Raw genomic sequence first — 25,531 nt, 5'->3', positions numbered from 1 at the left:
GCGAGCGGTGATCAGCTGGCGACCGTCGGTCTGCCCGCGCGCTCGATGAGGTGCTGCACGAGATTCACCAGCACTTCCTTGCAGGATTCGCGGCTGCGGGCGTCGCACAGCAGCACCGGAATATGGTCGTCGAGGTCGAGGGCGTCGCGCACCTCGTCGACGGTGTAGACGGGCGCACCGTCGAAGCAGTTCACCGCGACCGTGAACGCGAGGCCCCGGCGTTCGAAGAAGTCGACGGCGGCAAAGGAATTGCCGAGACGGCGGGTATCGGCGAGCACGACGGCGCCGAGCGCGCCGCGGGCCAGCTCGTCCCACAGGAACCAGAACCGGTCCTGCCCCGGCGTTCCGAACAGATACAGCACCAGATCCCGATCGATGGTGATGCGTCCGAAGTCCAGCGCCACCGTGGTAGTGGTCTTCTGCTCGACGCCGGACAGGTCGTCGACCCCGGTGCTGACCTCGGTGATCAGCTCCTCGGTGCGCAGTGGCGTGATTTCGCTGATTGCCGAGACCATGGTGGTCTTGCCGACGCCGAATCCACCGGCGATGAGAATCTTGACCGAGGCGGCCAAATGCGGGTCAGATTTTTCGGATGCCATCGAGTACCGCTCGCAATATGTTGAGATCGCCCGGGCCGGCCTCCGGCTGCACCGGAGCCCGGAAGATCAGATGTCCCTCGCCGATCAGATCGCCGACGAGGATCTTGGTCACCGCCAAGGGAAGTTTCACATGGGCCGCCACCTCGGCGACCGACTGCGGGACGCGGCAGAGCCGAACGATGTCGGTGTACTCGGGCTCGGCCCGCCGCAGGGTGGGCGCGCGATCAGCGGTGACAACCACCGTGAGCATGTCCAGATCATGACCCGCACCGATGGTGCGGCCACGGGTCACCGCGTAAGGCCGGACCAGCGGACCGGCGGCCTCGTCGAACCACGGCTCACCCTTGCGTGTCATGGCAGTCGTGCGGGGGTGGACAGGTAGGTGCCGACACGTTGGACGGTGACATTCATTTCGTAGGCCACCATACCGAGATTCGCGGTCTCGGCCGCTTGCAGTGCGAGGCAGGCGTTATCGCCTGCCGAGGTCACGAACAGCACGGCGCGATCGAGTTCGATCACCGCCTGCCGGACCCCGCCGCCGTCGAAACGACTGCCCGCGCTGCGCGCCAAACCGTAGAGGGTCGAGGACATCGCGGCGAAGTGTTCGGCGTCCTCGCGGGTCATGGCGGTCGATCTGCCGAGCAGCAGGCCATCGGTGGACAGCACCACCGCGTGACGTACGCCCGCCAACCGGTCGACCAGATCGTCGAGCAGCCAGTTCAGATCACCGGTGTTGGAAGAAGTCACCATTGCCTTCCTGTTCGTCCGCGGGCATGGCGGCCGCGGTAGCGGAGAACTCCTCGGGCACAGCCCTCGGCAGCTCGTCGGGCCCGGTCCTCGGCAGCTGGTCGGGCACAGCCCGGCGGCCCTGCCTGGTGCCGTTCTCGATGGCGGACATGAGATCTCGGGCCTGCTCGGCGCTGCGTGCGCGCTCGGTGCCGGGCTCGGCGACCGGCTCGACCGGAGCGGGTTGCGCCAATTGTGGGGCGATGCTGGCCTGCCGGTGTCTGCGCGGCAGGGCGGGCCTGCCGTCGGGGCCCGCGTGCGGTGTCGGCGCGCTCGGCCGCGGCCCGTCCGCGGGCGTCGACCGCGGCGGTTCCACCACCGACGGCGCTTCCGGTGGCGCGGTCAGTACCGCGGATTCGGTTTCGGCGAACTCGTGTGTCGCGGATTCGACATACGGCACCGGGTGGCGGCGCCTTCGTCCGGCATCGGTCGTCTCGGATCCCGACGCGGGCAGGGAGTTTTCGCTGGCGATCAACGCGGACGGGATGAGCACGATGGCCCGGATCCCGCCGTAGTCGGACTCCGCGAGCCGGACCGAGATACCGTGCCGGACGGCGAGCTGGGCCACGACGAACAGCCCGAGGCGGGAATCGGCGGACAGCGCCGCGACTCCGAAATCCGGTGGGTCGCGCAGCATGTCGTTCATCTTGGCCATGTCGGTATCCGACATTCCCATGCCCTGATCGCTGATCTCGGCGACGATGCCCTTGCCGACCACATTGCCGGTCACCTCGACTCGGGACTGCGGCGGTGAGAAGGCGGTCGCGTTGTCGACCAGCTCTGCGAGCAGGTGGATGAGGTCGGCGACGACGGTGCCCATGACGTGGGTCTCGGGCAGTCGGGCGACCCGGACGCGTGCGTAGTCGAGGGTTTCGCCGACCGCGCTGCGCACCACGTCGATCAGCGGCACCGGGTTGCGCCATTGCCTGCCGGGCTGCCCGCCGCCGAGGATGGTGAGGTTCTCGGCGTTGCGGCGTTCGCGGGTGGCCAGATGGTCGAGCCGGAAGAGCGTGTCGAGCAAGGCCGGATCCTCCTGCTTGGACTCGGCCTCGTCGAGAATCTCCAGCTGCCGATGCACCACGATCTGGCTGCGGTGGGCGATATTGAGGAAGACGGCCTTCACACCCTCCCGGGTGCGGGCCTCGTTTACCGCCGCGGCAATGGCAGCGGAGTGCGCGTGCTCGAATGCCTTGGCCACCTGGCCGATTTCGTCGTGGCCGTAGTCGAGGGTCGGCGATTCGGTGGCCGGATCGATGATTTCGCCCTCGCTCAGCCGCCGCATCGTCTCGGGCAGGCGCTCGTCGGCGAGCGCGAGGGTCTCGCCACGCAGGCGCTTGAGCCTGCGGATAATGCGGTTGGCGAGCAACAGCGCGATCACGAACGCCAGCACGCTGACCGCCAAGACCCCGCCACCTGCCCACGCGGAGGTATCCGCGGATTCGGCGGCCGTGTCCTCGGCCAGTTTCTGCGCCTGCTTGTTCTGTGCGATCCAGATATCGATCAGCTCGCGGTTCACCTCGGCGGCGGCGTTGTGCCATTCGGGTGTGCTCAACGGCAGCGGCGGAGTGGTCGATGGCTTGCTGGAGGAACTCGAAGAGCTGGCGGAACTCGAGGAGTTCGACGAGCCGGAGGAGTTCGCGGTGCTGGTCGTATTTCGTTGGGCGATGGCATTTTCCATGGCTGTCAGCTGCTGCCATGCGGTGCTGTTCATCAGCGCCTGCAAACGCTCGCGTTGGGATTGGTCGAGTTCGGCGGCCAGGTTCGCGACTTCGGTGTGATAGAAGCCGATCTGCCGAAGGAACTCCTCCATCGGAACGGGCGTGGGGCCGTTCGCGTTGGCAATCATGTCTGCCAGTGCGTTGCTGCGCGACATCGCTTCCGTGGCAAGGAAAATGCGCATTCCGTCGGCGATGCGCACGCCGATCTCGGCGTTCGGCGCCGTCTGCTCGGCGATCTCGGTGCCGAAGGTGATGACGTCGAGCAGACGGTTGTAGAACATGTACGCATCGGGCACAGGCAGCTGGCCCGCATCGGTAGCGGTCCGCACCTGGGTCATCTGGGTGCCCAGTGTCAGAAAGTTCGCGGCGTTGTCGCCGATCTTCGAATCGTCGATCTCGCGCAGGCCGATGGATGCCTCGATCAGTCCGCGCAATGCGCTGTCGAGCCGCATTCGGGCCGCGCCGAGCGTCGGGATGACCGAATCGTCGCCGGCCAGGGCGGCAATCGTCAGGTGACGTTCTTGCTGGACGGCCTCGAGTAGTTCCCTGGTCGACGGGATTGCCTGCTGATTTTGCGACGCCCAATCCTGGGCCTTGTTTCCCTGGGCTACCAGGTATCCCGCTGCACCCACGCCGACCACGAGCAGAGTCAGGCTCGGGATGAGCGCGATCGCCAGTATCCGTGTTCGGACACCGAGCCTCGCTCTGAACATCGGCACAACGTAATCGAAATGCCGACCCGTACGGCGATCGGGTCCCGGTGAACGAGACTCGATTTGACATCGAAGCTCTGGTCTGATCGATCAACCTCGAGGTGATGAATTCCAGTGGATGCCTTGGCTTCTGCGGCGCTCGTCGGCTATTCGGAGCCTGCGAGAGTTCGGACCGGTCGCGATGCAGGTGTGGCGCCTGTGCATTCCGCCGAGTCGGCGAGATCAGCGGCCGAACCGGGTCGAGTGTGTGCGGCGTGGGCGGGCGGCGGCGTAGATTGTGTGTAATCTTCGGTTACTCACAAGTAGGAGGCAGCGATGCCCGCGCCGGAAGCTGAAGTCTTCGCTCGTCTGAGCGCCCTGGCGGCGATCGATAGCCCCGAGGCCCGTTCGACCGAGACGATCGTCGAGACCTTCACCGGTAAGCCGCTCGGCACGGTGCCGGTGGGCACCGCTGAGGACGTGACCGCCGCATTCGACCGGGCACGAGCGGCGCAGGCACGGTGGGCCGCACGATCGGCCGACGAACGCGCCGCCGTGCTGGAGCGGTATCGGGAATTGGTGGTCGAGCACCGCGAGTTCCTCATGGACGTGGTGCAGGCCGAGACCGGTAAGGCGCGGTGGGCTGCTCAAGAAGAGATCATGGGTCTGATGTTCGCCGCGCGGTACTTCGCGAAGGCGGCGCCGGGGCTACTCGAACCACACTCGGTGCCCGGCGCTTTCCCCGTGCTCAATCGGGCATCGGTGCATACCCAGCCCAAAGGCGTTGTCGGTGTGATCGCGCCGTGGAACTACCCGATGCTGCTGTCCATCGGCGACTCGATCCCCGCGCTGCTCGCCGGTAACGCCGTTGTTGTGAAGCCAGACAGCCAAACGCCGTTCTCGTCCTTGGCAAGCGCGGAATTGCTGTATCAGGCCGGGCTGCCACGCGATCTGCTCGCGGTGGTGACCGGTCCGGGCACCGTTGTCGGCACCGCGATCGTCGAGGCCTGCGACTATCTGATGTTCACCGGCTCCTCGGCGACCGGCCGTTCACTCGCCGAGCAGTGCGGGCGCAGGCTGATCGGTTTCTCCGCGGAACTGGGCGGCAAGAACCCGATGATCGTCACCAAGGGCGCGAAGCTGGACAAAGCCGCCAAGGCGGCGGTGCGGGCCTGCTTCTCCAACGCCGGACAGCTGTGCATCTCGATCGAGCGACTATATGTCGAGCGCTCGGTCGCCACGGAGTTCACCGCGAAATTCGTCGCTGCGGTGCAGGCCGCCGAACTCGGTGCCGCCTACGACTATTCGGCCGATATCGGCAGCCTGATCTCCGAAGCGCAGCTGGAGACCGTGACCAAGCACGTCGCAGATGCCACCTCCAAAGGGGCGAAGGTGCTCGCCGGCGGCAAAGCACGTCCGGATATCGGCCCGCTGTTCTTCGAACCGACGGTGCTCACCGAGGTGACAGACGAGATGGAATGCGGCCGCGACGAAACTTTCGGCCCGCTGGTCTCGATATACCCGGTCGACACCGTCGACGAGGCCGTCCGACTGGCCAACGACACCGAGTACGGCCTCAACGCGAGCGTGTGGGCGGCGAGCAAGAGCGACGGCGAGCAGATCGCCCGGCAACTGCATGCGGGCACCGTGTGCGTCGACGAGGGATACGCGCCTGCCTGGGGCACCACCGCGGCGCCGATGGGTGGCATGGGCATCTCGGGAGTCGGTCGCAGGCACGGCCCGGACGGGCTGCTGAAGTTCACCGAGGCGCAGACCGTGGTCGTCACCCGGTTCATGAACCTGGATGCGCCCCCGGTGATCTCGCAGGACAAGTGGCAGCGATTGCTGATGACGCTCGCGCGCAGCTTCCGGTTCCTGCCGGGCCGCTAGCGAGGTCGTAGGGGACCGCACCTCGTCGTCCCGGTGCACACCGGGACGACGAGGCCGTGCGGTGCCGGCCAAGGGCTGCGGATCCCCGGACCGTCACCCGTCTCTGTAGTGTCAGGTCATGCGGTCGGCTCCGGAATGCGGCGGCGGCCCGGCGGCCAGCACAGCGGATTCTTTGTCGGTGAGCAGCCGGGATCGGACGATGAAGCGCACGCCGTCCGGCGCTTCGAGGGAGAACCCGCTGCCGCGGCCGCTGACCACGTCCACGGTGAGATGGGTGTGCTTCCACAGCTCGTATTGGTCACCGCTGATCCAGAATTCGGTGTGCCACGGTAGTCGGCCGAGCAGGACGTCGGCGCCGCCGATGCGGAATTCGCGGACGGGGAAGCACATCGGTGAGCTGCCGTCGCAGCAACCGCCCGACTGATGGAACAGCACCGGGCCGTTCCGTTCGATCAACCGCCGCAACACGATTCGTGCCCGATCGGTGATGGCGACGCGATGGATCCGGCCTTGCATCAGAAGAGCCCGAGCTTGGTCGGCGTATAACTGACCAGCAAGTTCTTGGTCTGCTGGTAATGATCGAGCATCATTTTGTGGTTCTCGCGTCCGATTCCGGACTTTTTGTAGCCGCCGAACGCGGCGTGCGCTGGGTATGCGTGGAAGCAGTTGGTCCATACTCGTCCTGCCTTTATCGCTCGGCCCATCCGGTATGCGGTAGTGATGTCCCTGGTCCATACACCGGCGCCGAGTCCATAGAGGGTGTCGTTGGCGATGCGCACTGCTTCCTCGACGGTGTCGAACCAGGTCACCGAGACCACCGGTCCGAAGATCTCCTCCTGGAAGATCCGCATGGTGTTGTTGCCCTCGAAGATCGTCGGCTGGATGTAGTACCCGCCGGGCAGTCCGTCCACCTTACGTGCTTCCCCTCCGGTGAGCACGCGGGCGCCTTCCTGCCTGCCGATGTCGATGTAGGACAGGATCTTTTCGTATTGGTCGTTGCTGGCTTGGGCTCCGATCATGGTGGTGTCGTCGAGTGGGTTGCCGCCCTGGATGGCTTGGGTGCGCTCGATGCAGCGGGCCAGGAATTCGTCGTAGATCGAGGAGTGGATCAGCGCTCGGGACGGGCACGTGCACACTTCGCCCTGGTTGAGCGCGAACATCACGAAGCCTTCGACGGCCTTGTCGAGGAATTCGTCGTCGGCGGCCATCACATCGGGCAGAAAGATGTTGGGGCTCTTGCCACCCAGCTCCAGACTGACCGGAATGATGTTCTCGCTGGCGTACTGCATGATCAGCCTGCCGGTGGTGGTTTCGCCGGTGAAGGCAACCTTCGCCACCCGCGGGCTCGAGGCGAGCGGCTTGCCCGCCTCCACGCCGAAACCGTTGACCACGTTGAGCACACCGGGCGGCAACAGATCGGCGATGAGCTCGACCACCAAGAGCAGCGACGCCGGTGTCTGTTCGGCCGGTTTGAGCACCACACAGTTGCCCGCGGCCAGAGCGGGCGCCAGCTTCCATGCCGCCATCAGGATCGGAAAGTTCCACGGAATGATCTGCCCGACCACCCCGAGCGGCTCGTGGAAGTGATAGGCGATGGTGTCGGCGTCGATCTCGGCGATGCTGCCCTCTTGTGCGCGAATGGCACCCGCGAAGTAGCGGAAGTGGTCGACCGCCAAAGGTAGGTCGGCGGCAAGGGTTTCGCGGACCGGCTTGCCGTTGTCCCAGGATTCGGCGACCGCGAGCGGTTCGATGCTGTTCTCGATCCGGTCGGCGATCCGGTTGAGAATATTGGCGCGCTCGGTGACGGAGGTGGCGGCCCAGCCTTCGGCAGCGTGGTGTGCGGCTTCCAGGGCCAAATCGATATCGGCGGCGGTCGACCGGGCCACCGTGCAGAAGATCTCGCCGTCGACGGGGGAGGGATTGTCGAAATACCGTCCCTCGATGGGAGCAGCCCAGTCGCCACCGATGAAGTTGTCATAGCGGACGGCGTAACTGACGATGCTGGTACCGGACCCAGGTTTGGCGTAGATCATTTCAGTGCTCCTCGCGGAATCTTCCTCTGAGAGGCCACTATGACCCGCGAAGGTTGGTGCGAGGTTGGTGGCGTCGAACCGCGGACGCTAGGTGTGCAATGCGGTGTGAAGGCGCGCGGTAACCACGGCACGCCGTACGTCGTCGGCAGACAGCAGCCGCAGCGCGTGCTCGTGCACTTCGATGTCGTCGGGGACGCGTTCTCCGAGCGCCACCGCATGCTCGGCGCGATCGCTTGCCAGCACCACCGTGCGCACACCTACGTCCAGATACGTGCGCCACTCCACCACGCCCGGTGTGTCCGAGCCGGGCAGCAGCGGTCCGCGATAGAGCCACAGCGCCGAGGGGGCATCCCCCGCCGCGATGGCCGCGAGCAGCTCGACCGCGTCGCAGGACACCGCGCCGGTGAGCATGTACCTGCGGTTGGTGATCTCGCCACCGGTGGTCCGGCGCAGGTGCGAGACATCGGCTTTGAGCGTGTTGGCGGAGACCTGGCGGTCGCCGTAGACCGCGGCGTGCAGTTGCTCGGGGGTGAAACCGTCGGGCTCCAGTGCGAGTAGAGCCAGGATTTCCAGTTGGCGTGGCGGTAGCGGGACCGGTCTGCCCTCGCGTAAAAGCTTTGCGGCGCCGAGGCATTCGAGACGAACACCCGGTGTCGGGGTGGGCGCGGCCGCGCGCAGCATGGTCTCCACGGCGGTGACGAGGGCCCGCACCGAGGTCATGACCGCAGGATGCGAGCGGCTCCACGAGCTGGCGAGGTCGAGCGCGCCGACCTGTCTGCCGTCGGGCGCGTGGATCGGCGCGGCGTAACAGACCCAGCCGTGCAGCGCGGCGACCAGGTGTTCGGCCGAGAACACGGCGGTGGGGCGGTCGTGGTGGAGGGCGAGCGATAAACCGTTGGTGCCCATATGGCTTTCGTCCCAGGCACCGCCGGGGGCAAAGTTCACCTGTTCGGCTTGCCGCCGGACCGTGCGGTCACCGCAGGACCACAGGACGGTGCACGATTCGTCGGTGACCGCCGCAACGTAGCCCGCTTCCTCGGTGATGCTGCGCAGTTGGCCTGACAATTCGGTGATCGGTGCGCGCAAGGCGGATTTCGACCAGCGGTCGCCGACATCGTCGAGGCCGGGCGCGCCTGTGCGGCCCGGGTCGACGGTATGTAACGAGCGCTGCCAGGATTGCGCGACTTCAGCGCGGAGCAGGCTGGTTTCCGCGGAGATGTCAGCCGCCGCCACGGTCGGCGCCGTCGCCCAGCGGGTCCATTCCTTTTCCAGTTCTGCCCGCTGCTGGGTGAGAGTGCGCAACAGTGCCACCTCGAAACCCCGCCGTCGATTGAGAGCTCACATTCGCTCTCTCATCATGGCGTATGCATTGCGGATACGGGAGAGTTCGGTGCGCAACAGGCTGTCTGCTGATGATCGGTGCTGCGGCGAAAGTTCCCTATATAGAACACTCTTGGGGGTCGAATGACGAGGTTGATGGCGATCGTCGGCGTTCGGGACGGCCCCAGGCCAGCAGCGAGTGGAGTCCATCCATCGGAACTCGAGCCGCCCGCTACGGGCCCAGCCTGGAGGCGACGGCCTTGGCGTGCGGATCAGCGATGGCTATCGGTGTCGAGCGAGCCACCGTCGTTGCCGTCGTTCATCGGCGACGACACGATGACGCAGTGCACGCCATCGCGCACGTCCTTTCCCTTTTACGTACAACCGACTTGGTGTCGACTTCACTCCCGGACGCATCGGGCCCCGGGGCTGCCTTCCCAACAGAGAGGGTGGTAGCTCCTGTCGATGGCGGACGTCAGCGAACTATGGTGAGGCGGTGGCACTCGAGCCAGGCGACCAGTTTGCGAGATTCGTCGTGAAGGCCAGGCTTGGCCATGGCGGCAGCAGCGAGGTGTACCTGGCCGAGGATCCGGAACGATCACGACCCGTATCACTGAAGATTCTGGGGCGGGACGACAGCCGGTCACCCGAAGCACGTGCGCGATTTGTGCACGAGTTCGACATCTTGTCCGCGCTGCGGCACCCCAACATCGTGCGGCTGTACACACACGGTGAATCCGACGGTAGGCTCTGGTCGGCGCGAGAGTACGTGGCAGGCGCGACGGCGTCGCTGTTGGTGCGGATGCCGCACCAACAGCCTGATCTGCGGCGCGTGCTGCACGTGCTCTCCCATGTCGCGGCAGGATTGGATTTCGCGCACGGCAACGAGACAGTCCATCTCGACATCAAGCCGGCGAACGTGTTGGTCGGCGTGGACGAGCCCGCGAGGGTGAAGATCTCGGACTTCGATCAGGCCCGGTGGCTGCACCGGCCCGAGCCACCCTTGGCCACCAACGGTTTCGTGGTCGTATCGGTACCGTATGCCGCGCCGGAACTGCTGCGGGCGGGCACTGTGTCCCCCGCGACGGACCAGTACGCGCTGGCCTGCTCGGCCATCGAGCTGCTCACCGGCCGCCCGCCGTTCCCCCGCGCGAACCTCATGGCCACCGCAGAGGCTCACCTACACGACCCACCTCCCGAAATCTCCAAGCGCCAACGCTGGATGCCGCCCGAGGTCGACGCGATCCTGCACCGGTCCCTCGCAAAAGACCCTGATGCGCGCTACGCCGTCTGCAGCGAACCCATCCGCTTGCTCACCGAGGCACTCCACGACATCGATCCACGCCCTCGCCTTCCCTTACTGAACCGTCTCAATGGGGCATTCACCAGATCGCCTCTGCTGAATATCACATTCAGACGGAAACAAGGGGAGACAAATGATGCACGGGTGGGTTCCGACACGTGACCGGAGAACCGCCGTCGAGCTAGCTGTACTGACCATGGACGTTGGTGACGGCGTGGCGAGCTGACATGGCGAAGACCTCCGAGTGAAGTGCGAGCTGTCTAGGAACGCATTCACCTGTCGGAGGTCTTCGTGTCTCACCGTAATGCCCCGCTCACGGAGTTGGGCCGGTTGCGTCTTGCTCGTTGTGTCGTCGATGAAGGTTGGCCGCTCCGCCGGGCGGCCGAACGGTTCCAGGTCTCGGCCACCACCGCGTCGAGGTGGGCGGGTCGCTATCGCCTGCAGGGCCCGGCGGGCATGGTCGATCGGTCCTCGCGACCACATCACAGCCCGCGCCGGACACCGACTCGCACCGAACGCCGCATCATCAAAGTTCGTGTGCTGCGCCGATGGGGACCGGCCCGCATCGCCTACCTACTGGGCTTGCATCCCTCGACGGTGCACCGGGTCCTGACCCGCTACCGGCTGGCACGGCTGCGCTGGCTCGACCGCGCCACCAGCCAACCGGTACGCCGCTATGAACACGATGCCCCGGGCGATCTGATCCACATCGACGTCAAGAAACTCGGCAAGATCCCCGACGGCGGTGGCTGGCGCAAGCTCGGCCGTTCCGCTGGCAACCGAAATTCCCAGGCGCACAAGCTAACCAGGGTCAACAATGTTCACGGCAACCCGATGCACGGCTACCACTACCTGCACACTGCCCTCGATGATCATTCCCGGCTGGCCTATACCGAACTCCTCGGTGACGAGCGCAAGGAAACCGCCGCCGCGTTCTGGGCACGCGCCAACGCCTGGTTCACCGCCAACGGCATCATCACCCGAAAGGTGTTGACCGACAACGGGTCCTGCTACCGATCCCGCACCTTCGCCGAGGCCCTAGGGCCGGTGGTCCACAAACGCACCCGTCCCTACCGGCCCCAAACCAACGGCAAGGTCGAACGCTTCCACCGCACCCTGGCCGACGAGTGGGCCTATGCGCGGCTCTACCGCAGCGATGTTGAACGATGCGCAGCCTTCACCACCTGGCTCCACACCTACAATCACCACCGCGGCCACACCGCACTCGCAGGCCACCCGCCCGCTAGCCGCGTTACTAACCTCTCAGGTCAGTACAGCTAGCTAGCCCAACCTGGCAGGCGCACTGCCGGAACTGCGGGCCTCGACAGCGCACTGGCCGCTCTCCGGCATATTCCGCAACGAAGCTGGCCGTGCTGCGACGCCCGCGACCAAGGCGGAGAGGTGTGGCGGATCCTGCCGCACCACCGCTACGTCTGCGGCCGCCACCAGTATTGGATCGGCCCACCCGATACCGAGCGCTACGGCCCGATGCTGCGGCGCTGCCCCGAGATTGTCGCCGCACAGCGGCAGCACCTGCGCCTGGTCCAGCGTTTCGGGTGGGACGCTACCTACGACGGGGTCTTGACCGCGTTGATGACCTGCGCACACCGATGGGATCAGGGACCCGACCCTCGGACTGAAATGGCAGCAAGCCGTCCGGGTGGCGCGCAGCCTCGTTCTTATCCCCGCGGGACGCGAAGAAACATCGTTCACCACGTCGAAGTTGCTCGCCTGCCTCTACCCCGAGGCCATCGCCCTCGCACCCATGAGCGCCGCACCCGAATGGCGGCGCCTCGCCGCAGGAGACAACAATCCAAAACCTCGAGCCGAGCAGCCCTCGACAAGCTCGGCCGCCAGATTCCCAGGATCGGTAAGGCATACGAGGTGAGTCCGGGGACGATGCTCGACATGTCGAACATCCGCACCCCCACACGCTGGGCCGGCATCGTCCACCGGACCGGCATGCTCATCGGCCGCACGGTGAAGGCGGGCGGAATCGGGCGGGACCGGGAAGAACATCCGTATCCATCGGCACATACACCTGATGCGGACTGGGTGAGCAGTATCGTCGGGACAAGAAGATTGGTGCGGGCCGTCGCCGTCACCGTTGCTTTGTCGGGGGTGATCGTCGGCTGCGGTGCGGATCTCGAGGAGTCGCCGCGTTCGGAGAAGATCGTGTTCGACGGCGACCAGTACTCGATCTTCGTGATGAATCCCGACGGCACCGGGGTCAGCCGGATCGGCGACGGCGATTGTCCGAGCGTTGCCCCTGATGGCTCGAAAATCGTCGTCGGTGGGTATTCCATCGCGGTAATGGATCCCGACGGCAGCAATGTCAGGAAACTCACCCACGGCGGGTATGGGTATCCCACGTTTTCTCCCGACGGCACCCGGATCGCGTTCACTCGCGGCCGTGCCGTCTACGTGATGAATGCCGATGGCGGCGAGTTGAAGCAACTCATCGTCAACCCCTATCCGTCCGGCCAAGTCTCCGGCATCGTCATCCCTGGCGCCGTCATCCCCGTTCCGTCCGGTCGCTTCCCCGTCGAGGACCCTGACGGCGAGGCATCGACGGACCGTCCCGCATTCTCACCGGACGGTTCGAAGATCCTGTTCGCCAGACCCTCCGGAATTATCTGGGTGATGGCATCCGACGGAACCGGCGCACGGCCGCTGCTGCCGGACGATCCGTATGTCAATATCGCGCCAGTCTTCACCCCGGACGGAGCCGGGATCGTCTTTGCCAGCAACCGCGGCCGGAATGGCCGGACCGGGATCTAAGGGATGGATGTCGATGGTCAGAACATTCGACTGCTCACCGACGACGCGGCACACCCGTCGTTCTCGCCGGACGGCACGCAGATCGTCTACACCCGTTTCACCTGTGATCCAGCATCCGCGCAAGGAGCCATGTTCTCGGAGATCTGGGTGATGAACAGCGACGGCAGCAACCCCCACCGCCTGACCGATCCGAAACAATCTGTGCAGCACGCTGATTGCGGCAGTTGGGGCAGAGAAACCGATTCGTGACCGAGGAGGACGGAAATTCACCGGCAGGCGGTCATAGAGCACCGGCATAGCAATCAAGCCACCGAAGCCGCCACCTATCTCTGGACAGTCGGAGCTCAGCGCGTCCGGACTTACTTGGCGAACCGCAGCTCGCCAGCGGGAGCGCTCGCCATGTTTGTGCGGAACGGACAGCGGGATCGTGCCGAACGATCATCGGCCCAACAGGATGTCCGAGAGACATTGACCTTCGATCACGTAGGAGGCTGACGATCTTGCTCCTCGGCGCAGGCGCGGGATGATGGTGCGCGCTAGTGCCCGGTCAGTGGTCGTTCCAGTAGTCGGACGGAAAGCCGGCCAGATGGTTGCAGGTGGAGATCAGGGCCTTTTCGATGTCGGATGCCGTTGGGGGAGAGTGGGTTCCGGCGATTTCGGCGAGTGAGGTTGGGAGGAGGCGTTCGGTCTGGTGGGCGGCGATCAGGCGGTCCAGATCGGCCAGGCTGCCCATGTTGACCTTTGGGTTGGCGTTGGCGCGCAGCATGGCCAGCAGCTGCCGGTAGGTGTCGGGCGCGACTATGCGGGGTTTGAACGCCTTCAGGTAGACCTTCGGTTTGGTGTCGTCGGCACGATAGCGCCGCGCCGCGACATCGAAGACGAGGTCGATGATCCGTTCGAAGGTCGGTGCCGCGGGACCCGCGGTGATCCAGTAGATGTCGTCGGCTGGTGGCTCGTCGGCCAGCGCGGCGAGGGCGGCGGCGGCGAGATCGGCGGGCATCAGATCGGCCCGCATGCCCGGCGTGCTGGGCACGAAGGGCACCAGGCCCGCCATTGCCGCGCCGAGGATGTGGTGAAAGGCCTGCAGCCGGGCGATGTTTCCGGTTGCGGAATCTCCGATCACCGTCGAGATCCTGGCGATCGCCGCAGGCAGCCCGGACTCGCGAACCAGAATCTCACCGCGGCGTTTGGAGGCCGCGTAGGCGCCGAGGGCGACCGACTCGTCGTCCGCGTGGCCGATATAGGCGGTTGATGTGTGCACCAATCGGGCACCGGAGTCTGAGACGAATCGTAAAACATGGCCGACACCAGAAACATTCAATTTGTGCAGCGTCTTCGCCGCAGCCCCGAAGTTCACCGAGGCCGCGCAGTGCACGACGACCTCGACGCACGCCGCGAGGTCGCGGTACTCGCGCGGATCGAGCCCGAGCCAGGGCCGCGTGATATCGCCCCGGACCGATTCGGACCCGGCTGGTTTGTGGTGCACCAGCGCGATGACCCGGTGCCCGCGCACGTCCAGCGTGCGCAGCAACGGCGAGCCCACGACACCGGACCCGCCGGTGACCAGAATCGTCCGCCCGGTCATTCCCGGCCCCTTGGGCCAGCGCCGGTGAAAACCATCCGCAAAGCGGCGAGAACTGTTGGCCCGCAGCATAACTGAAGGTCGAAGACCGGAAGATCCAGTTGGTCGTGCAGTCCGGCGGCACGGGCCTCGACCTCGACGATGCCGGTGGTCGGCAGTTCCTCGAACAGTGCCAAGGAGTCCATCCGATACGGAAACAGGAACCCGTTTCCCGCTGCGGGCAGTGCGGCGATGGTGTGCATCGCGGCATCGAGCAGTCCGTGGTGCAGCGTGCCGGGCGGGACGTTGCCACGCCCGCAGTCGAGAGCGCCAGAGGCGCCGAGTGCGTTGGCGCGCACCGACTCCAGATACCGCATGCAGGGTCCGTGGAACAGCGTCCCCGCCGTGTAGGGGTCGGGGGCGGGGCGGGCATCCGCGAGTGGGGCAAATCTGACGGGACGGAGGTGTGCGTCGAAGAGCACGTATCCAGTGGCGACCGGGGTGTACCGCGATGCGCGGCGGACCGACAATGTGACAAAGGGTTCGCGTTGCTGCCCGCCCACTTCGGTGCGCAGTCCGACCGGCTCGGCGACGGTGATCCGATCCCGGAAGGTGACCGCACGCAATCCTGTTACCGCGCAGCCAGTTCGGGCCGCCGCAGCGCCGGCCATGAGATCGGCGATCGCGGTACCGGGCAGCACCGGGACCCGCCCGTCCGGGCAGTGGTCGGCCAGCCAGGGCAGCGCCGCGGGGTCGAGGATCCGCTCGGTGATCGGCGGACGGGCCCGCGGGCGCTCCAGCCAGCGGCACAGGGTGTCGTGAAAGTCCGCCTGGTTGTGCAGGAAGCGCTCGTGCAGGGCGGTCGTGGTGGCGTGCGACTCCACGATCGCATCGGCGAGTGTGCCGTTCGGTCCCGCCCGCACCTTCTCGTGCGGGGTGGTGCCGACGCGGGATGCCGATGGTAGGCGCGGGGCAGGGGCCATCTCGGCGAACTCACCGTCATCGGGTTCGCCGTTCACCGCAGCACCACCTCGGCCGCGGATCGCACGCCGAGAATCGCCGGGTCCGCGACGATCAATGCTCGGGGATCCGCTGCTGGATAACCTAATTCGGCGACAAAGGCCTCGGTACCGGCCGCCGGATCGATCAATGCGATCCCTGCGGCAAGTAAACCATCGCGCAGCGACGGCGTGACCATCCCGCGCTGCCACGGCCCCCACTGGATCGAACGCGCCAGGCAACCGGGCCGGGCCACCTGTTCGGTCGCCAGCACCTGGTCCAGAGTTTCGTTGCCCATGGCGTAATCGCATTGGCCCGCGTAACCGAAGCGCCCGGCCACCGACGAGAACGCGCACAGCAGCCGGAGCGGGTCGCCGCTCGTCGCGTCGAGCAGCGTGCGCAGCCCGTCGACCTTCGTCCCGAAACGCAGCTCGAACTGGGTGTCGGACTTGTCGGGGAGCTGTTCGCCCGCAAGGATTCCCGCCCCGTGCAGCACACCGGTGATAGGGCCCCATTCGGCGCGGATCGGCTCCAGCGCAGCTGCCACGCCTGGGCGATCACGGATGTCGATCTCGATATAGCGGGCCGGTGCGTCCACCTGATCCAGCGCGGCCAGTGTTTCGCGGATCTCCCGTGCGGCAATCACTGTGAGCGCTCGCGCCCGCGCTTCGGCGAGTGGCGTACCCGCTCCGGCAAGTACGCGCAGCAACTCGTCCTCGGTCCGTGCGTGTGCCAGAGCGGGATCCTCCCGCAGCGGCGTGCGCCCGATCAGGACGAACTTGGACCGGTAGGTGTGCGCCAGCGCGCGAACCGCCAGTGCGGTCATCCCGCGACCGCCACCGCTGACCACGACCACGTCATCCGGCCCGAGATCGAGTTCTGGCCCCGGCTGCCAGGAGGTTTCGGTCAGATCGAGGGTATGGCGCGCGCCGTCGGCGGCCAGACCCACCTCGAGCTCGCCACCACCACACCATAATTCGGTCACGATCGCCTGCGCGATGGACTCGGCGTCACAGCTGCCTCGTGCGCAGTCGATCGCCTTCACACCTGCGGAGGTCCATTCCGCCGCCGCTGTGCGCGCCGCAGCGGCGATTCCGCCCAGCCAGGCCCGCACCGGATCAGCCCGAGACGGTCCGAAAGATCCGCCCGTGTCCTGGACGGTGACGAACAATGTTGTGTCGGTAGCGTTTTCCGCTCCGCCCCGGCGAATATTGCGCGCCAGCGCGCGGGCCGCGCGGAACGCATTCCGTTGCACCGCCAGTGCGTCGTCCACTGTGGTGATATCGGCGAGGCCACCGAGGAACACCACGCCGGTTGCGTTCTCGGGCACGGTATTGCTCATTCGCGCCCTGCAGCCGCGTCCGGTGAGCGCTGCGACCACCCGAGCCGCGATCCCTTTACCGTCGTCGGTGACGATCAGCAGACCGGAGTCCAGTCCGGCCATCGGCGTACCGGAGGCCGCGGTGGGAACTGTGATGGTTTGCCATCGGCGCAGCGCCGGCCCGGCACCGACCGGCGGCTGTGGCGCGGTGAGGTCCCGCAGTGCTGCCGCAATGTCGTGCACCGTCTGGAGTGCGCCGAGGTCCATTGGCTGAGCGCGCTGCTCCAGGATCGGAAATCGCGCCGCCAGCGCGGCGGCTACCTGGGCCCGAGTGATGGAATCGAGCCCGAGGTCACCTTCCAACTCCATGTGCGGGGCAAGCATGTCCACCGGGTAACCAGTCTTGTCGGCGACCACCCCCAGCACCACAGCCGTCAGGTCCTCGGACGTTGTCGGGGTCGAGGCACCTGATGCTTGCGGCAGATCCAGCTCCGGTGCCGGGGTAATCATGGTGGACGGCAGCGGCGCAGCGGTCTGGGTGTGGATCACCGCCGGTGCGCCGACCACCGGCGCCTGGGACGCCGCGGGCGGGATGGGGCCTACCGCTGGCGTGGGCACGCCCGGCTCCGAGGTTGCGGTAACCATCAGTGCCGCAAGTATTTTCTCCGCCGTGGCGAGGTATGTGGCGTGCGCTTGCGCGGTCTGGCGTTGGATTTCGAGCAGTGACCGCACCAGCGTGGGATCCGCGTCGAACGATGTGGGTTCGGCGTTGTCGCGAACTGCGCGCGGGTGCGTCGCTGGCTGGGCGGGGTGGTGGAGGTTCGGCGCGGGCAGGCCTGCCGCACCGTTGGCCGGAGGGTATGGCCGGCCGAAGCTGCCGCCGTTGACGGTGATCCGCATGCCGGTCTCGTCGATCGGGCCCGGCCGAGGCTCGTCCCACAGCGCATCACAGGTGATCGGTACGCCGAGTGTTGCCAGCCGGCCAAGGGCTGCGCTGAGCGTTGCGATCCCGCTGCCGCCCTTGCGATCCAGCGCGATTCGCTGATGCGGGCGGTCGGCCAGGATGGTGCCGACCAGGCCCATCAAGACCGATCCCGGTCCGACCTCGACAAAGGTGCGGACACCGTCGTCATACATGGTGGAGATCATTGTGACGAAGCGGACCGGATCGGTCACATGATCGACCAGCGAATCACGCAGCCGGTCCGGCTCGATGGGCGCCGGCTCGCCGTCGACATTGCGGTACACGTCGAGCAGCGGCGCCCGCAGCGGTATCTCGCGCAGGAATTCGCGCATCGGGGCGCTGGCCGAGGCCATACGTGGACAGTGGAACGCCCCTGGCGTCGCGAGGCGCGTGGTGGATACCGCACCACGCAGCCCGATCTCCAATTTGTCGATGGACTCCCGGGATCCGGCGACAACTACCTGGGCGGGTGCGTTGTCGTTGGCGATCCACAGATCGCGCATATCGTGGTCCGTGATCAGCGCGGCCACCTCGCCATACGCCATGCCGATAGCCAGCATCGCGCCACCGTCGGAGTCCGCGTCGCGCATCAATTCGCCGCGCCGAGCGGCCAGCCGCATCAGGCTCTGCGCGTCGAGGACGCCCGCGGCATGCAGGGCGGTCAGCTCACCGAGACTGTGCCCGGCGACGCAATCCGGCCGCACGCCGAAGACTTCGAGCACCGCCAGCAAGGCGAGACTTGCTGCGGCCAAAGCAGGTTGCGCCGCTTCCGTGGTGGCGAGGCGCCTGCGTTGCGCGTCCCGCTCCGCATCGCTGAACACCGGACGTGGGAAGACGGCCGCCGCCAGCTCCGGGCCGGCCAGTCGATCCCATACCTCGTGCGCGGCGGGCAGGTGCACCGCCACCTCCGCACCCATGCCCGGGTATTGCGAACCCTGGCCGGGGAACAGGAAGGCGAGCCGACCGGCTTCGGGTGTGCCCACGGCGTAGGAGGTTCCCGACGGCGTACCGAATGCCGTATCCGGTTGTGCCCGTATGTGGTTCATCGCCCCGGCGATCTGGTCGGCCAATTCCGCGGGACCCGCGCAGATCGCGAGCCGAACCTGATCGTCGGACCTGAACTGTTGCTGAGCTCGACGCACCGGCTCGGCCGTCGCCGACCGCGCCAGTTCCTCGGCCAGATCCGTGCAGCGGGCGAGAAGTTCGTTTGCCGAACCGGCCGACACCAGCAACAACTCGCTCGGGCGCGCCTGCGCGCGTGGCGCCCGCATCGCGCCGGTCCTGGGCACGTACTCCTCGAGGGTGAGGTGGAAGTTGGTGCCGCCGAACCCGAAGCTGGATACCGCGGCTCGGCGCGGATGTGCGGCCCGATGCACCCAGGGTCTGGTCTCGGTATTCAGATAGAACGGCCCCTCGTGCAGCCCGAGCGCGGGGTCGGGCACGGTGACGTTGATGGTCGGCGGCAGCACCCGATGATGCAGGGCCAGTGCGGCTTTGAGTACACCCACCGCGCCCGCCGCCGTCTTGGTGTGACCGATCTGCGATTTGACCGACCCGAGTGCGCACCACCCGTGCGCTTCGGGCGCGGCCGCACCGAACACCGCATGTAACGCCGCTACTTCCGCCTTGTCCCCGGCCGGTGTCCCGGTGCCGTGCGCCTCGACCAGCCCGACTGTTTCCGGTCCGTATCCCGCTGCCACGTACGCCCTTCGGATCGCCCGCTCCTGGCCACTGGCCTGCGGGTGGTAAATGGAGCTGCCGCGGCCGTCCGACGACGACCCGACGCCGGTGATCACCGCATAGATCTGATCCGCGTCCCGTTCGGCGTCGGCGAGTCGCTTCAGTGCGCACATTGCCAGTCCCTCGCCCAGCAGAATCCCGTCGGCATCGGCCGAGAACGGCCGGCTCACACCGGCCCTCGACAGCGCGGTGGTCTTGCTGAACGACACGAACATCATCGGGTCGTTCATCGTGTCCACACCGCCGGTGAGCACCAGATCTGCTCTGCCCAGCGCGAGTTCGTCGCAGGCAGCGGCCAGCGCGGCCAGCGAACTGGCGCACGCCGCGTCGACGGTGCAGTTGGTGCCGTGCAGGTCGAAGACGGCAGCGATGCGGCCCGCGACGACATTCGAGAGGATCCCGGGCAGTACAGCCTCGTCGAACCCGGCCGTATGGCAGGTGACGGCATCGCAGATCGACTGCACCTCCGCGTCGGCAAGGTCGTTCTCGCGCAAGACTTTCCGCAGGATCGGGCGGCTCAGCCGGGCGCCGATTTCACCACCCAGCTTGAGCATCCCACTGCCCATGATGACCGCTGCCCGCTCGCCGTCGATCCGGTCCACCCCACCGGTGACGTCGGAGAGCACCTGATCGGCGACCACCAGTGCCAGCAGTTGCGTGGTGTCGGTCGACGATAGATTCTTCGGCGGTATCCCGTATCGCATCGGGTCGAATGCAATATCGGGCACGAAACCGCCACGCCGGCAATAGGTCTTGTCGAGGGCCTCGGGATCGGGATCGTAATGGTCGTCGATGAGCCACCGGTCCGCGGGCACATCGGTGATCAGGTCGCGCCCCTCGAGAACGTTGCTCCAGAATGCGTCCACATCGGCAGCGCCTGGCAGGATCGCGCCGAGGCCGACGATCGCGATCGGAGGCATGCGTGGCTGGTCTGTCGTCACTGGTTCCTCCGAGATCAGCGTGGCGGCCGCAATCGCCGCGGGACGTAGGCACAAGCGTTGTCCGGCAAGGCAATACCGAAACTGCGAAATTGGTGCGCGCGGGTCAGGACGGCGGCGCCTTCCATCAGGTTCAGCGCGATCTGCACAACACCGCGCTGTGCGGGATCGGCGAGGAAAGTCCCCGCCGTCCACCGGTTGAAACTTCCCGTGGCGGGGCCGCACCACAGTTGATAGTCTGCGATCCTTTCCGGCGCACCGGACACCGCCCACCGCACCGACTGGGACATGTACCAGCGGAACACCAGCTCCATCCGCAGCTTCGGATCCGACAATGCCCGCTCCGCGGTAGCCGGATCGCGCTGCTGCCAATGTGTTTCGGTGTCACGCCACACCTCGTCGAGGGTCGCGCCGAACACCTCACGTTCCAACCGTGCCCGCTCGCCCACAGGGATGCTGGCGATGCTGTCGTGCGCCGCGTACACGCGGTACAGCTGCGCGGCGCGGGCGGCAAACAGCGTGCCGCGCCGCAATACCTGGGTTCGGATGCCCTTCTCGAACTGGCCCGGCGACGGCGCCATGGCGACATCGGAGATGTCGGCCGCCGCGAGCATGGCCTTGGCCCGCTCGGAGACGCCGGCCTCCACCGACATCTGGTTTACCGAACCCGTGAGCACGTACGCGGCACCCATGGCGAACGCCGCCGCGACCGCCGCCGGATCACCGAGGCCACCGGCCGCACCGATCCGGATCGATGTAGACCAGTCAGTATTGGTGTGCTGCAGTGTATTCCGTGCAGCGAGCACGGCGGGCAGTACAGCCACCAGCGATTGGTTGTCGGTGTGCCCGGCGCTGTCGGCCTCGATGGTGATGTCTTGCGCCACCGGTACCCGTGCGGCCAGGCGGGCCTCTTCTTCGGTGAGCAGGCCCTGCGCGACCAGTGCCCGCAGCAGCGCGACCGGTGTCGGGGACATGAACCGTTCGGCGACATCGGGACGGGAAACCTTGGCGAACACGGCAATCGGGCGCACGATCGCACCGGTGCGGTCCTGCCGCAGCCCCACCGCGGCGCATCGCGCGACCGCCGGGGTCACATCGGTGAAGGCCGACAACGAGATAGCCGGCACCCGCCGGGCCAGCAGCAGGTCGGCGATCCGGTCTTCGCCAGGTGCGTGGATGAGGTTCACACCCCAGTTCCGCCGGTCGCCCAGCGTGCTGGTCAGCTCGCTCAGCGCGCGGTCGAGGGTGCCCGTCTCGACGCCGCCCGCCCCGAAGAAACTCAGCATGCGCGCCTGCGCCATCGCCACGACCAAGCGGGCCGAGGAGATACCGAACGCCATTTCACCGGCGATGTAAGGGAATCGGACGTCGTGCGTTTCGGCGAAGGTCCGATCCCCTAGCCATTCCGGAAACATTTCCGGCAACGTACCGAGAACGGTGAAATCGGCGCGGGACACATCGGCGTCCTCGGCGAGGACGCCCCGCAATCCGTCGACTTTACGCTCGACGACGTGAATTCGTTGCCGCACATTATTCACCAAGGCCATCAGCTGTTGACCGCCGAACACCGGGGCAGCTGAATTCGCCCGGCCGACCGATGTCGTCACAGGATTCCTGAAGGAACTCAGTAGTTCCCGAGCAGCGAGTTACCGTTCGCTTTCGGTTCGGTACTGGTGAGGAACTCGGTATACGCGATGGCGTATTGATCCATCGTCGCGTAGCCGCGGTTCCAGTAATCCAGCTTGTCGAAGGATTCGGCCGTCTCCATATCGCTCAGGCCGAACGCTTCCTTGCCGAGTAGCATGTGCTCGGCCCTGCTGATCCGGTTGTCGCCGTCGGTATCGGCGACGCCGAACAGCAGATTGCAGGTCAGCCCGATGAACTGCGAGAATCTGACCGGGTCGGAGGCCTGCGGCGCCACCAGCGAATGGACGAACTGTGATTCGGTCACCTGCCTACCCTCGGCGCCGGCGACATTCAGCTGGAATTCTTCCCAGATCTGCTTCAGCGTCTCCTGCATCTCTGCGACCTTCCCGGGATCGCGTTGACCGGAAACTGTGGCCAGACGCGAGCCGAGCGCCTCGTAGTCGGCAACCGACACGGCACCGTCACCATCGACATCCAAAATCTTGAACAGCTTCGCCAGCTTCTGACTACGTACGTCGTCGAGCATTTCAGCCATTGTCGAACCCCTCGGAATTAGGTTGCGTCAATCGAATCCGTGCTGCCCAGAGCCTACCGCCCGGGCTGCACCGACGTCGCTATTACGACAGTCTTTTTCGAATGTGTGAATCCCGCATCGAGTGGCCGTGCGCTCGCTATACTGCGACCAGCCGCGATAGCCTGTCAGCACGATGGAGTAGCTTGCCGAAAGTTGCTCTTGTCACCCGAGGCGAGCAGAACGCCGACCGCGACCGCCCGACTGCCGTGAGGATCCGGAAATGCCGATTTCCGACGGCGTTCAGGCGAACGCAGGACCGTTGTCTCGGCGCACGCATCATCGACCCAGGACACGTCGCTATCGCGGTCGCGGACTACATCGGTTACTTTTTCGGCAGGTGCCGTGCCCGCAGTTTTCGGCGGATGCCTTCCGCTGCGACGAAGATTCGAGATGCGGTCCGACTGGTTCTCGCGAGTATGGCGTCGAGGATTCGGTCGCGTCCTGGCGGCAGAGCGGTCGTGGCCGCGACCTCGATGCACCGTCCCGAATTGTCGGTAATGGGCGCGGCGGTGATGAGGACGACCGCAGCGCGCAGCAGCATCGCCGCCCGTATCGGACCGACATCGTCGATGAATCCGTGCGCGTACTCGTTGCGCAGGTTGAGTCCGATCGGCCCGAGAAACTGCCAGCGCAGAAGATGTGCCCAATCCTCTTCCAGTGCAAGCGTTTCCAGCTCGGTGAGCAGAACGGGCAGGTAAGGATAGTTACCGGGATTCTTGGCCGCTTGTACCTGGTAGATATAGCGTGTGTCGCTGTGCCTGCGCCTAGGCTGCTGCCAGCGACGAGAGGATGCAGACGGGTACTTGGGAGCGCGGGCCCGTTCGGCAACGATTGTGCCGCCGATGCCTGATCTGTGGCGCTGCCGTCGGCTAGTCGTCGGGGGAGGCGCGGCGGTTGCGTTTGGTGACGCCGCGCCGCTTCTTCGCGGAGATGCGACGTTCCTTTGCTCCGCGTGAGGGCTTGGTGGCGCGGCGAACAGGTGGCGGGGCGGCAGCGGCGTCACGCAGTAATGAGGCCAGGCGTTCGCGGGCGGCGGCGCGGTTCTGTAGCTGTGCGCGTTGCTCCGATGCGGCGATCGTGAGAACCCCGTTGACCAGGCGGGTGGCCAGGCGGTCGAGCATCCGGGTGCGCAGCCACTCCGGCACCGAGGGCGAGTTGGCGAGGTCGAACGACAGCTCTACCCGGCTGTCGGTGGTGTTGACGTGCTGCCCTCCCGGACCTGACGACCGTGAGAACCGCTCGCGTAACTCGGACGCGGGTATCACCAGCACCCGAGTCACGGTCAGGTCTTCTGCCATGATCCGACGCCGCTCTTTCCGATCAACGAGTCGCCTTGGCCACGTCGGTCTAGTCGCGACTGAATGGTGACCTTGTCGTTCACGATAGCGATGACCTTGTCGACGTGTAACAGTGCCGGTAACGCAGCAACTGGTCGGTGAAAGGCGCCCCGCGCTCGGTGCCATGGTCGTTCAGGTGCCGCATCAGTGTCGGCGACACCGGCTGCCAGCGATCCGAGCCACCCTTTTCCCGCAGGAACACCAAGCACTGGTCACGATCGAGATCCTGCGGACGTAACGCCAGCGCGCCACCGCGACGGCACGCGGTCTCGAGGTGAACCGCAGGATCAGCGCGTCGAGTTCGGGGTCGTCACCGGAGGTGGCTGCAACCTGGCGGATCTCGGCGACCTGACCCGACGGGATCGCATACCGATGCGATGCCCGACGGGACGGAATCGGCAATCGCCGTGCCGGATTATCTTGCGGCCGAACCCATCCGGCTTCCTCGGCGTAGCGGTAGACGCAGCGCGCTGCTGACACGACATGCTCGAGCGCGCTGGTCCCGCCCCGAGACGCTCGGTTGGAACGGGCAGTTGTCTGCACCGTGTACGCGAGTTCGTCGAGCTCGTGGCGGGTGGGCTCGGTCAACGACCGGTCCGGCCAACGAGATTCGAGCAGATCAAAATGGGTCCCGTAGGTGCGCGCGGTACCCGCCGACAGACGTGCCCGCACACGCGGGATAACCTCGGCGAACGTCGGGGCCGCCGGTGCGGTGTCGACGAGGTCGGCGGCGGTGATGCCCATCTGGGCCAACAGCAACCGTGCCGCAGCCAAGGTATCTGCGGTGACCGCAGTCTGAGCAGCACTCTGGATCGTCATAGCGATTCCTCCAGGATTCGTCGGATCTGACTGGTCAGCCCGTCGAGCACAGCCGGGGGATGAATCAGTAGGCGCTTGCGACCGCAATGCGCCACCAACAGCACCCGGTCGCCTTCGAGCAGACCGACCCGACGACGTTTACGGACCGGAACACGGAAGAACCCGGCACGAGTCACCTGGACAGAGCCATCGGTCGTGGCGCGCACGAGAATCAGCCGGTCCTCCGAACACGACACCGTTAGCCGGGTGCCCGGTAACCAGTCCAGCGCTGAGAGCACCGCGCGGTCGGCGACACGGCCCGCATCGCCCACGACAGCGATGCCGTAGATGATCTCCGGGTCGGTTGCGCGGGGGATGAAGCGCACCGGCAGCGGGCCGTGGATGCGTTCCTGAAGTGGGGTCTGCGGAGGGATGACCGGCTCGATCACCGGCGTTCACCGCACCCTGCACCGAGGGCGCCGATCGAGCTGAAAAGTGGCACAGCTGCCACCTGTGATTTGCGTTCATGC

Annotated in this window: 21 protein-coding genes; 5 read left to right on the top strand and 16 right to left on the bottom strand. The window is 66.2% G+C overall.

Annotated elements, in window-relative coordinates; all coding sequences use genetic code 11:
* Nucleotides 1–11 precede the first annotated feature (11 nt).
* The 4 genes from OHQ90_RS27535 to OHQ90_RS27520 are packed head-to-tail and all read right to left on the bottom strand — an operon-like array spanning nt 12 to nt 3,816.
* Nucleotides 12–599 (bottom strand): GTP-binding protein, encoded by a 588-nt coding sequence (locus tag OHQ90_RS27535; RefSeq protein ID WP_328402295.1) that lies wholly within the window; start codon nt 597–599, stop codon nt 12–14.
* Nucleotides 580–954 (bottom strand): DUF742 domain-containing protein, encoded by a 375-nt coding sequence (locus OHQ90_RS27530; RefSeq protein ID WP_328402293.1) that lies wholly within the window; start codon nt 952–954, stop codon nt 580–582. The genes OHQ90_RS27535 and OHQ90_RS27530 overlap by 20 nt, the downstream gene beginning before the upstream one ends.
* Complete coding sequence (locus OHQ90_RS27525) at nt 951–1,349, bottom strand: roadblock/LC7 domain-containing protein (protein WP_378674425.1); 399 nt, start codon at nt 1,347–1,349, stop codon at nt 951–953. The genes OHQ90_RS27530 and OHQ90_RS27525 overlap by 4 nt, the downstream gene beginning before the upstream one ends.
* Nucleotides 1,324–3,816, bottom strand: coding sequence for a sensor histidine kinase (locus OHQ90_RS27520; protein WP_328402290.1), 2,493 nt, complete (start codon nt 3,814–3,816; stop codon nt 1,324–1,326). The genes OHQ90_RS27525 and OHQ90_RS27520 overlap by 26 nt, the downstream gene beginning before the upstream one ends.
* A gap of 315 nt (nt 3,817–4,131) precedes the next feature.
* On the opposite strand from OHQ90_RS27520, the gene OHQ90_RS27515 reads away from it, so the two are divergent.
* Nucleotides 4,132–5,685: a succinic semialdehyde dehydrogenase gene (locus OHQ90_RS27515; protein ID WP_328402288.1), complete on the top strand. Its 1,554-nt coding sequence runs from the start codon at nt 4,132–4,134 to the stop codon at nt 5,683–5,685.
* A gap of 111 nt (nt 5,686–5,796) precedes the next feature.
* Here OHQ90_RS27515 and OHQ90_RS27510 read toward each other — a convergent pair whose 3' ends face one another.
* From OHQ90_RS27510 to OHQ90_RS27500, 3 genes are all read right to left on the bottom strand, one after another.
* Nucleotides 5,797–6,201, bottom strand: a complete 405-nt coding sequence (locus tag OHQ90_RS27510) for a DUF779 domain-containing protein (RefSeq protein WP_328402286.1) — start codon at nt 6,199–6,201, stop codon at nt 5,797–5,799.
* Nucleotides 6,201–7,718: an acetaldehyde dehydrogenase ExaC gene (gene exaC, locus OHQ90_RS27505; RefSeq protein ID WP_328402284.1), complete on the bottom strand. Its 1,518-nt coding sequence runs from the start codon at nt 7,716–7,718 to the stop codon at nt 6,201–6,203. The genes OHQ90_RS27510 and exaC overlap by 1 nt, the downstream gene beginning before the upstream one ends.
* Before the next feature lie 87 nt (nt 7,719–7,805).
* Nucleotides 7,806–9,029 (bottom strand): transcriptional regulator, encoded by a 1,224-nt coding sequence (locus tag OHQ90_RS27500; RefSeq protein WP_328402282.1) that lies wholly within the window; start codon nt 9,027–9,029, stop codon nt 7,806–7,808.
* A 505-nt stretch (nt 9,030–9,534) separates the two neighbouring features.
* Between OHQ90_RS27500 and OHQ90_RS27495 the strand changes: the two genes are divergently transcribed.
* From OHQ90_RS27495 to OHQ90_RS27480, 4 genes are all read left to right on the top strand, one after another.
* Nucleotides 9,535–10,503, top strand: coding sequence for a serine/threonine-protein kinase (locus OHQ90_RS27495; RefSeq protein WP_328402280.1), 969 nt, complete (start codon nt 9,535–9,537; stop codon nt 10,501–10,503).
* Between the two features lie 129 nt (nt 10,504–10,632).
* Nucleotides 10,633–11,622, top strand: a complete 990-nt coding sequence (locus OHQ90_RS27490; protein ID WP_328399578.1) for an IS481 family transposase — start codon at nt 10,633–10,635, stop codon at nt 11,620–11,622.
* Between the two features lie 627 nt (nt 11,623–12,249).
* A complete protein-coding gene (locus tag OHQ90_RS27485; RefSeq protein ID WP_328402278.1) occupies nt 12,250–13,122 on the top strand; it encodes a TolB family protein in 873 nt (290 codons plus the stop codon).
* A 3-nt stretch (nt 13,123–13,125) separates the two neighbouring features.
* The gene (locus OHQ90_RS27480) at nt 13,126–13,371 is read left to right on the top strand and encodes a TolB family protein (RefSeq protein ID WP_328402276.1); all 246 of its coding nucleotides are present in this window, start codon (nt 13,126–13,128) and stop codon (nt 13,369–13,371) included.
* A gap of 298 nt (nt 13,372–13,669) precedes the next feature.
* Here OHQ90_RS27480 and OHQ90_RS27475 read toward each other — a convergent pair whose 3' ends face one another.
* The 9 genes from OHQ90_RS27475 to OHQ90_RS27440 form a co-directional block, all read right to left on the bottom strand.
* Nucleotides 13,670–14,707, bottom strand: a complete 1,038-nt coding sequence (locus OHQ90_RS27475) for an SDR family oxidoreductase (protein WP_328402274.1) — start codon at nt 14,705–14,707, stop codon at nt 13,670–13,672.
* Nucleotides 14,704–15,702: a hypothetical protein gene (locus OHQ90_RS27470; protein WP_328402272.1), complete on the bottom strand. Its 999-nt coding sequence runs from the start codon at nt 15,700–15,702 to the stop codon at nt 14,704–14,706. The genes OHQ90_RS27475 and OHQ90_RS27470 overlap by 4 nt, the downstream gene beginning before the upstream one ends.
* On the bottom strand, nt 15,699–20,648 hold the full coding sequence (locus tag OHQ90_RS27465; RefSeq protein WP_328402270.1) for a type I polyketide synthase: 4,950 nt from the start codon (nt 20,646–20,648) through the stop codon (nt 15,699–15,701). Before OHQ90_RS27465 ends, OHQ90_RS27470 begins: the two co-directional genes overlap by 4 nt.
* Before the next feature lie 14 nt (nt 20,649–20,662).
* Entirely contained in the window at nt 20,663–22,252 is a 1,590-nt protein-coding gene (locus tag OHQ90_RS27460) for a PfaD family polyunsaturated fatty acid/polyketide biosynthesis protein (protein ID WP_328402268.1), read from the bottom strand.
* Between the two features lie 17 nt (nt 22,253–22,269).
* Nucleotides 22,270–22,818, bottom strand: a complete 549-nt coding sequence (locus OHQ90_RS27455) for an EF-hand domain-containing protein (RefSeq protein WP_328402266.1) — start codon at nt 22,816–22,818, stop codon at nt 22,270–22,272.
* Nucleotides 22,819–23,188: 370 nt separating this feature from the next.
* A complete protein-coding gene (locus tag OHQ90_RS39575) occupies nt 23,189–23,500 on the bottom strand; it encodes a hypothetical protein (protein WP_442941500.1) in 312 nt (103 codons plus the stop codon).
* 235 nt (nt 23,501–23,735) lie between these two features.
* Complete coding sequence (arfB, locus tag OHQ90_RS27450; RefSeq protein WP_328402264.1) at nt 23,736–24,164, bottom strand: alternative ribosome rescue aminoacyl-tRNA hydrolase ArfB; 429 nt, start codon at nt 24,162–24,164, stop codon at nt 23,736–23,738.
* A gap of 183 nt (nt 24,165–24,347) precedes the next feature.
* Nucleotides 24,348–25,022, bottom strand: coding sequence for a hypothetical protein (locus OHQ90_RS27445; RefSeq protein ID WP_328402262.1), 675 nt, complete (start codon nt 25,020–25,022; stop codon nt 24,348–24,350).
* A complete protein-coding gene (locus OHQ90_RS27440; protein WP_328402260.1) occupies nt 25,019–25,450 on the bottom strand; it encodes a hypothetical protein in 432 nt (143 codons plus the stop codon). The genes OHQ90_RS27445 and OHQ90_RS27440 overlap by 4 nt, the downstream gene beginning before the upstream one ends.
* Between the last annotated feature and the right edge of the window lie 81 nt (nt 25,451–25,531).

It is taken from the genome of Nocardia sp. NBC_00403 (genome assembly GCF_036046055.1).
In the GTDB taxonomy this organism is placed as follows: domain Bacteria; phylum Actinomycetota; class Actinomycetes; order Mycobacteriales; family Mycobacteriaceae; genus Nocardia.
Note: the sequence above shows the minus strand (reverse complement) of the source record. Positions and strands in the feature narration are given on the sequence as shown.